Here is a 7,903-nt window from a genome sequence, read left to right as displayed (position 1 = left end):
CGCATGCCCTGATAGGGATCACCTCATTCAGCGCTGTTTCGGTATCAATATGGCAGCGAATGATATTGAGGAAGTCGAACTTGCCGGTGGCGGCGATTTGCCGGGCTATCTCGACGCCCTCTTCCTTCGACAGCCCCTGCTCCCAATCCTCGTCCGCCACCATGTGGATGCCGACGATGAAATCCGGACCGACCGACTTTCGCACCGCATCGATCACTGCCCAGGTGAAGCGCAGGCGATTGTCGAGCGACCCCCCATATTCGTGCTCACGGTGGTTGGTCGCGGGCGACCAGAAACCGTCCATCAGATGGCCATAGGCTTCGAACTCGATGCCATCAAGCCCCGCCGCCTGCATCCGTTGGGCAGCCGAATCGTAGTCGGCAATGATCCGCTCAAGATCCTACTCTTCCGCCTCCTTCGGAAAGGCGCGGCGGGCAGGTTCGCGCGCTGGCGACGCAGATACCACTGGCAGCCAGTCAGCCTTGTTCCAGCTGGTGCGGCGGCCAAGATGCGTCAGCTGGATCATTAGAGCGCCATGCTCTTGGCAATCATCCGCGAGTTCGCGCAGCCACGGCACGATCTCGTCCTTGTAGGCATGGAGATTGCCGAATGCCGGCGGCGACTCACGCGAAACAACCGCGGAGCCCGCGGTCATGGTTAACGCTATGCCGCCCTTGGCCTTTTCGGGATGGTAGAGCCGGTAGCGCTCCTTCGGCATGCCATCTTCGGAAAAGGCCGGCCCATGACTGGTCGACATGATGCGGTTCTTGAGCCGCAGATGTTTGAGCTGATAGGGCTGCAGAAGCGGATCGTCATGTGATGGCAATGAACCAGATTCCCTTTGTTTCGGGTGATTCTTACCCGGGGAACCCACATTGAGTTTCTTCCCCGCGACCTATTCTGACACGGAGTCGCCATCTGATATATCGCAACCCGCCCCATGACCGGGATGCGCGACATGCAATAGCAATATTAGGGAGAGAATGGTGCGGTCGAGAAGACTCGAACTTCCACGTCTTGCGACACAGCGACCTCAACGCTGCGCGTCTACCAATTCCGCCACGACCGCACTGTGGTAGAAGCCGAACGTGTCGGCTCGCGGCATGTAGCAAATAGGTTTCAGTGAAACAAGCCCTATCGTCATATATCGTGATTGTTTTTCACAAAGCTGTCAGAAACTGCTGCAAGCGACGCCAGACTGGAAATTTGGCCGCAAAAGGTCCATATCCGGCGCACCCATCGGGAACCCCTTAAATCGCTGCCAATCGCACATTGAGCATCGTTTCGCGGGGGAGCCAGACAGGCAATGACAACCGGATTTGAATTTATATCATGAGAACCAACCGCAACGATCTCGTTCCTGCATTCTTGCCTCACGACGAATCGTCCCCGGTGGAATGGCTGATTGCCGATGGCCTCACCGATTATGACTCAGCCCTCGCCTTCATGGAGCAACGTGTCGCAGCGATTCGCGAAGGCACGGCATCCGAGCTCGTATGGCTTGTCGAACATCCGCCGCTTTATACGGCCGGCACCAGCGCCAAGGCGACCGATCTGCTCGTTGCCGACCAGTTTCCCGTCTATGCGACGGGTCGCGGCGGCGAATATACCTATCATGGTCCGGGACAGCGCGTTGCCTATGTGATGCTGGACCTGAAACGGCGGCGCGAGGATATCCGCGCCTTCGTGACCGCGCTGGAACAGTGGATCATTGCCACCCTCGCTTCCTTTAATGTGAAAGGCGAGCGACGCGAGGACCGCGTCGGCGTCTGGGTGATGCGGCCGGAGCGGCCTGCCCTGCCCGACGGTTCACCGGCAGAAGACAAGATCGCTGCGATAGGTATTCGCCTGCGCAAATGGGTCAGCTTCCACGGCATCTCGATCAATGTCGAACCGGAACTCACACATTTCGACGGCATCGTGCCCTGCGGCGTGCGCGGCCATGGTGTCACCAGTCTTGTCGATCTCGGCCTGCCAGTCGACATGCACGATCTCGACCGGGCTATGCTGCAATCCTTCCAAGACGTGTTCGGAGCGGTTAAGAGAGCTAATTAAACTCCATGATCACTGCGTCAACGGCGAGGCTGTCGCCTTGCTTTGCGTTGATCACTGAGACGGTTAAATCGCGGTCGGCGCGCAGCACGTTCTCCATCTTCATCGCCTCGACGATCGCCAGGATCTCGCCAGCCTTCACTTCCTGGCCTTCTGTCACGTTGATGGAGACGATCAGGCCGGGCATCGGGCACAGCAGCATCTTCGACGTATCCGGCGGTAGTTTCGCCGGCATCAACTTTTCAAGCGCAGCCACGTGCTTTTGCATGGCGTGTCCGATAACCGACATGCCCTTCCAGTCGATGCGCATTCCGTTGAGCACCGGGCGCAGCTGCGCCTTAATTGCTCGCTCATCCACATAGCCGTCCCAAACCGCATCGCCAGGCTGCCAGTCGCTGCGGATCGTGATCACATCGCCGCCGTGCAGCGAAAGCTCGATCTTCACCGCCGGCTTGGCCGCGCTCTTGCGAATGGTGACCGGCACATAGTCGTCGCCGATCCGCACTTCCCACTCAGCCCGGATTTTGCCCGAATGCGGGCGCAGTCGGTCGCTAAGGCGATCGAGCCGTTCCTTGCGCACCAGTTCCACGGCGAGCGCGATGGCCGCAAGAATATCGCGGTCAGCCGGCGTTGGTGAGATGGCCTTGAACCCTTCCGGGAACTCTTCGGCGATGAAAGCTGTCGATAGCCGCCCTTCCCGCCAGCGCGGATGCTGCATGAGCGCGGCAAGGAACGGAATATTGTGTTCGATGCCATCGACGACGAACGTATCCAGCGCATCCGCCATGGCGTCGATGGCTTCGAGCCGTGTCGGCGCCCAGGTACAGAGCTTGGCGACCATCGGATCGTAGAACATCGAGATTTCCGAGCCTTCCGTCACGCCGGTATCGTTGCGAATGATGGCCTTGCCGACAGGCCCCTCGGCTGGCGGGCGATAACGCGTCAGCCGCCCTATTGACGGCAGGAAGTTGCGATATGGATCCTCGGCGTAGAGGCGGCTCTCGACCGCCCAGCCATTGAGCCTTACATCCGTCTGCTTGATTGCCAGCTTCTCACCGGCGGCAATACGGATCATCTGCTCAACCAGATCGATGCCGGTAATCAGCTCCGTCACCGGATGCTCGACCTGAAGGCGCGTATTCATTTCGAGGAAATAGAAGTTGCGATCCTTGTCGACGATGAACTCCACAGTCCCGGCGCTCTGATAGTCGACCGCGTTGGCAAGAGCGACGGCCTGCTCGCCCATGGCCCTGCGCGTCTTCTCGTCGAGGAACGGCGACGGCGCTTCTTCGACAACCTTCTGGTTGCGACGCTGCACCGAACACTCACGCTCGCCTAGATAGATGCAGTTGCCAAGGGCGTCGGCAAGAACCTGGATTTCGATGTGGCGCGGATCTACGACGAACTTCTCGATGAAAACCCGGTCATCGCCAAAGGAATTGCGCGCTTCCGAGGTAGCGCGCTCGAAACCGTCGCGCACTTCCGACTTGCTCCAGGCAATACGCATCCCCTTTCCGCCGCCGCCGGCGGAAGCCTTGATCATCACTGGATAGCCGATCTCGCCGGCTATCTTCTCTGCATGGGCGGCATCGGTGATGATGTCGAGAAAACCCGGAACGGTATTCACACGGGCTTCGTTGGCGAATTTCTTCGATTCGATCTTGTCGCCCATGGCGATGATGGCCTTGGGCTTCGGGCCGATGAAAATTATGCCCTGCTTTTCCAGCGTTTCGCAGAAGGAGGCGCGTTCGGACAGAAATCCGTAACCGGGGTGAACGGCTTCCGCGCCAGTTTGCTTGCACGCCGCAATGATCTTGTCTGCAAGGAGATAGCTTTCGGAAGCAGCAGCAGGACCGATGTGCACAGCCTCGTCGGCCATCTCCACGTGAACCGCGTCGCGATCCACGTCCGAATAGACCGCGACCGTGGCAATCCCCATCTTGCGCGCGGTCTTGATAACGCGGCAGGCAATTTCGCCACGGTTGGCAATCAGGATTTTCTTGAACACTTATGGACCTCCCGCCGATACGTCCTTGTTTCTATTGCCAATCGCTATATTGCTCAACTGCTTCTTGTTGGTTGAACGCTGGTTCTGGTGCACGGCGTTTCTTGCCCTCGCGCCAGACTACATAGGCACCGGAACCAATGATGATCGCAATCCCCAGCCATTTCGATGCTGTGGGGAATTCGTTGAAGACGACAAGCCCGATGATCACCGCCATGACGATTTCGAGGTACTGGAACGGCGCGAGCAAAGACGCCGGTGCCAGCCGCGAAGCCTGAACGACCAGGAGATGCCCGCCAGTGGCAATAGCGCCGATGGCAAACAGCAGGAGCCATGACGGGCCACCCGAAGGCACGCCAAGCGTCATGTCGCTCACGCCGAATAACTGGCCAAGAAAAAGCGCAACCACCACGGTGATCGTGCCGCCTACACCTGCATAAAGCTGCATGACCAGCGGCGTGTCGGCATCTCCATAGCGGCGGTTCAATATCAGATAGATGGCGAAGAGCGTTGCCGTGCCGAGCGGCAGGAGCGAGACCCAGCCGAACAGTTCCCAGCTCGGCTGAATGACGATCAATGTGCCGACGAAACCCACCGCGACGGCGCTGCGCCTGCGCCACCCCACCTGCTCCTTCAGGACCAGTGCGGAAAGCAGCGTCAGCATCAGCGGCTCGACGAAGAAGACCGCCATGGCGTCGGCGAGTGGCATATATTTGACCGCCGCAAAGAAACACAGGCTGCCAATCCCCATCAAGAAGCCGCGAAACAGATTACCCCAGAGCTTGGCTGGTTTCAGCGATTTGACGCCGGTCAGCGCAAGCACGATGAGCAGAGTCAGGATCGTCTGAACCACAAACCGAGAGAGTGTCACGGTGGCCGGAGGCAGGCTGTCCGCTGTCGAAAGCCACTTGGCGATCGCGTCCATCATCGGCAGAAAGAACATGGCAGCGGCCATTGTCGAAACGCCCCTCAACTGTTGTGAGGTTGTGTTTTCCATGGCGATGACCTTTCTGGATGAAGCGGCTGGCAGGACTTGCTGGCATATCGGCTCTGCCAATAAATGCAATCTCGATGCGCGCGCAAAAGTACGGCTTTATGAGCAAATTTGACTTTTTGGCCCACGGATGATGCAAAGGGTTCGCAAAAATCCCCAAAATAGGAAGAAATTGGAGAATAGAATGGCCCTTCACGCCAATATCATGACCGAAGCCCCCGACATGGATACGCTGGGCGGACGGCTGTCGCGCGCCCGCGATGCCAAATCAATGAGTGTCAGCGAGGTCGCCGGGCGGATTGGTGTCAAGCCGCAGACCATTGCGGCCTGGGAGTCGGATCGATCAGAACCCCGCGCCAACAGGCTGGTCATGCTTGCAGGATTTCTCGGCGTTACGCCAACCTGGCTCATGCATGGCGTGGGGCAGTCCCCTGTCGAGAGCAGCACTGGCGAAAATGCCTTGGCTCTGGGAGCGGAGATTCAGACCCTTAAGGAACAACATGAACAGCTTGGTGAGCGTATCGAGCAATTGGAAAACGTGATCGCGCACCTTAAAGCCGCTTGAAACATGGGGATTCATCGCATAGTTCTGCGATGGAGACCGGAACATATCACGAACTCCCATCGCGTTTCAGAGTGAAGCGTGCAAAGATCGGACGTGATTCGAATTTAATTGATATTGGCCGAACAAGACCATGGATGATAACAACGACCTCTTTTCGAGGATAGTGAAAACTGCCCGCGAACGTCAGGCGGCTGTAGAGCAGACGCGGCCAGAGTCCGTGCCGGCTACGCCTGTGAGGACTGTTCCATCACCTGCGGTAAAGGCGCCCCCCCGTTCCGCGACAAGCGATAGTTACAGCGCAGCCGATATCGAGGTTCTTGAAGGACTGGAGCCCGTTCGCCGTCGGCCGGGCATGTATATTGGCGGTACCGATGAACGCGCCCTGCATCATCTCTTCGCCGAAGTCATCGACAACTCCATGGACGAGGCCGTTGCCGGACACGCCAATTTTATCGATATCGAACTCGACGAAAACGGCTATCTGTCTGTAACGGATAATGGCCGCGGCATTCCGGTCGATCCGCATCCGAAGTTCAAGGACAAATCTGCCCTCGAAGTGATCATGACGACGCTTCACGCTGGCGGCAAGTTTGACTCCAAGGTCTATGAGACGTCCGGTGGTCTGCACGGCGTCGGTATTTCCGTCGTAAACGCCCTCTCCGACCATCTTGAAGTCGAAGTCGCGCGTAACCGGCGGCTTTATCGCCAGCGTTTCTCGCGTGGCAAGGCGCTCGGACCACTGGAGGAGGTCGGCGAGGTACAAAACCGCCGCGGCACGCGGGTGACATTCCATCCTGACGCGGAGATCTTCGGGCACGCGGCGAAGTTCGACCCGGCACGTCTCTACAAGATGGCACGGTCCAAGGCCTATTTGTTCGGCGGCGTTGAGATTCGCTGGAGCTGCGCTCCGTCCCTTCTCGACCCTAAGGACCCGACGCCCGACAAGGCCGTGTTCCATTTCCCCGGCGGTCTCAAGGATTATCTCGCGGCCTCACTCGGCAAGGAGTTCCAGGTCACACGCGAAATGTTCGCCGGGAAGACCGAAAAATCCGGTGGCCACGGCTCGCTGGAATGGGCCGTTGCCTGGCATGGCGGCGATGGCTTCGTCCACTCCTACTGCAATACCATCCCGACCGGTGAAGGCGGCACGCACGAAGCCGGCCTGCGCATCGCCCTCACCCGCGGCTTAAAGGCGTATGCGGAGCTCACTGGTAACAAGCGCGCCTCGATCATCACCACCGATGACGTGATGATCTCGTCAGCGGCCATGCTTTCCGTCTTCATTCGCGAACCGGAATTTGTCGGCCAGACCAAGGACAAGCTTGCTACCGTCGAAGCGCAGCGCATCGTTGAAAATGCCATTCGCGATCCATTCGACCATTGGCTCGCCGCCTCTCCCCAGGAAGCGTCAAAACTGCTCGATTGGGTGGTTGACCGCGCCGAGGAACGCGTTAAGCGCCGCCAGGAAAAAGAGGTCAACCGCAAATCCGCGGTGAAGAAATTGCGCCTGCCCGGAAAGCTGGCCGATTGCAGCCAGTCGGGCGCATTGGGTGCAGAACTCTTCATCGTCGAAGGTGACAGCGCTGGTGGCTCCGCCAAGCAGGCGCGTGACCGCGCGACACAGGCCGTGCTGCCGCTGCGTGGCAAGATTTTGAATGTGGTCAGCGCTGGACGCGAGAAGATGACCGCCAACCAGCAGATCGGCGATCTGATTCAGGCGCTTGGCTGCGGCACCCGCTCGAAATACCGCGACGAGGATCTGCGCTATGACCGCGTCATTATCATGACTGACGCGGACGTGGATGGCGCGCATATAGCCTCTCTATTGATCACCTTCTTCTACCAGGAGATGCCGGATCTCATTCGCAACGGGCATCTATTTCTAGGCGTGCCGCCGCTCTATCGCATCGCCCAAGGCGGCAAGGTCGCCTATGCCCGCGACGACGCACACAAGGATGAGCTTCTCAAGACGATGTTCACTGGCAAGGGCAAGATCGAAATCGGCCGGTTCAAGGGTCTCGGCGAGATGCGCGCCGACCAACTCAAGGAAACGACGATGGACCGCAAGAAGCGGACTCTGCTGCGCGTGCAGATCGATGAGGAATGGGCAAACGAGACCAAGTTGGCCGTGGATGACCTTATGGGCACCCGGCCCGACGCCCGCTTCCGGTTCATTCAGGATCGCGCGGCGTTCGTGGAAGAGCTGGATATTTAGGACACGCGAAAGCGGGCGTGGCAAAGCCACCCGGTGCTTCGATAAAATCAACATTGAATGCAATTTGCCACG

General features: G+C 58.6%; 5 protein-coding genes, 1 tRNA gene and 1 pseudogene. 3 read left to right on the top strand and 4 right to left on the bottom strand.

The window, feature by feature from the left end:
* Positions 1-757, bottom strand: a pseudogene (locus AAAC48_RS01735) (N-methylproline demethylase); the annotation flags it as partial.
* 227 nt (positions 758-984) lie between these two features.
* Positions 985-1,069 (bottom strand) — tRNA-Leu (locus AAAC48_RS01730).
* A 263-nt stretch (positions 1,070-1,332) separates the two neighbouring features.
* On the opposite strand from AAAC48_RS01730, the gene lipB reads away from it, so the two are divergent.
* Positions 1,333-2,055, top strand: a complete 723-nt coding sequence (gene lipB / locus AAAC48_RS01725; RefSeq protein WP_340652516.1) for a lipoyl(octanoyl) transferase LipB — start codon at positions 1,333-1,335, stop codon at positions 2,053-2,055.
* Here the strand turns inward: lipB and AAAC48_RS01720 are convergent.
* Both AAAC48_RS01720 and AAAC48_RS01715 read right to left on the bottom strand, forming a co-directional pair.
* A complete protein-coding gene (locus tag AAAC48_RS01720; RefSeq protein ID WP_340652515.1) occupies positions 2,048-4,060 on the bottom strand; it encodes an acetyl/propionyl/methylcrotonyl-CoA carboxylase subunit alpha in 2,013 nt (670 codons plus the stop codon). The genes lipB and AAAC48_RS01720 overlap by 8 nt on opposite strands.
* Positions 4,061-4,091: 31 nt before the next feature.
* Positions 4,092-5,054: a DMT family transporter gene (locus AAAC48_RS01715; RefSeq protein ID WP_340652514.1), complete on the bottom strand. Its 963-nt coding sequence runs from the start codon at positions 5,052-5,054 to the stop codon at positions 4,092-4,094.
* A 181-nt stretch (positions 5,055-5,235) separates the two neighbouring features.
* Between AAAC48_RS01715 and AAAC48_RS01710 the strand changes: the two genes are divergently transcribed.
* Positions 5,236-5,616 carry a helix-turn-helix transcriptional regulator gene (locus tag AAAC48_RS01710; RefSeq protein WP_340652513.1) on the top strand — a complete coding sequence of 127 codons (381 nt, stop codon included), beginning with the start codon at positions 5,236-5,238 and terminating at the stop codon, positions 5,614-5,616.
* A 130-nt stretch (positions 5,617-5,746) separates the two neighbouring features.
* On the top strand, positions 5,747-7,831 hold the full coding sequence (gene parE / locus AAAC48_RS01705; RefSeq protein WP_340652512.1) for a DNA topoisomerase IV subunit B: 2,085 nt from the start codon (positions 5,747-5,749) through the stop codon (positions 7,829-7,831).
* Positions 7,832-7,903 lie beyond the last annotated feature (72 nt).

Origin of the sequence: Phyllobacterium sp. (assembly GCF_037994405.1) — a bacterium.
Classification (GTDB): domain Bacteria; phylum Pseudomonadota; class Alphaproteobacteria; order Rhizobiales; family Rhizobiaceae; genus Phyllobacterium.
The sequence above is the reverse complement of the archived record's forward strand: the minus strand, read 5'-3'. Positions and strand labels throughout refer to the sequence as shown.

What these genes read in the sequence shown, in the direction of transcription:
- AAAC48_RS01715 (WP_340652514.1), bottom strand. Translation starts at nt 5,054, where the DNA reads ATGGAAAACACAACCTCACAACAGTTGAGGGGCGTTTCGACAATGGCC.
- AAAC48_RS01710 (WP_340652513.1), top strand. Translation starts at nt 5,236, where the DNA reads ATGGCCCTTCACGCCAATATCATGACCGAAGCCCCCGACATGGATACG.
- parE (WP_340652512.1), top strand. Translation starts at nt 5,747, where the DNA reads ATGGATGATAACAACGACCTCTTTTCGAGGATAGTGAAAACTGCCCGC.
- lipB (WP_340652516.1), top strand. Translation starts at nt 1,333, where the DNA reads ATGAGAACCAACCGCAACGATCTCGTTCCTGCATTCTTGCCTCACGAC.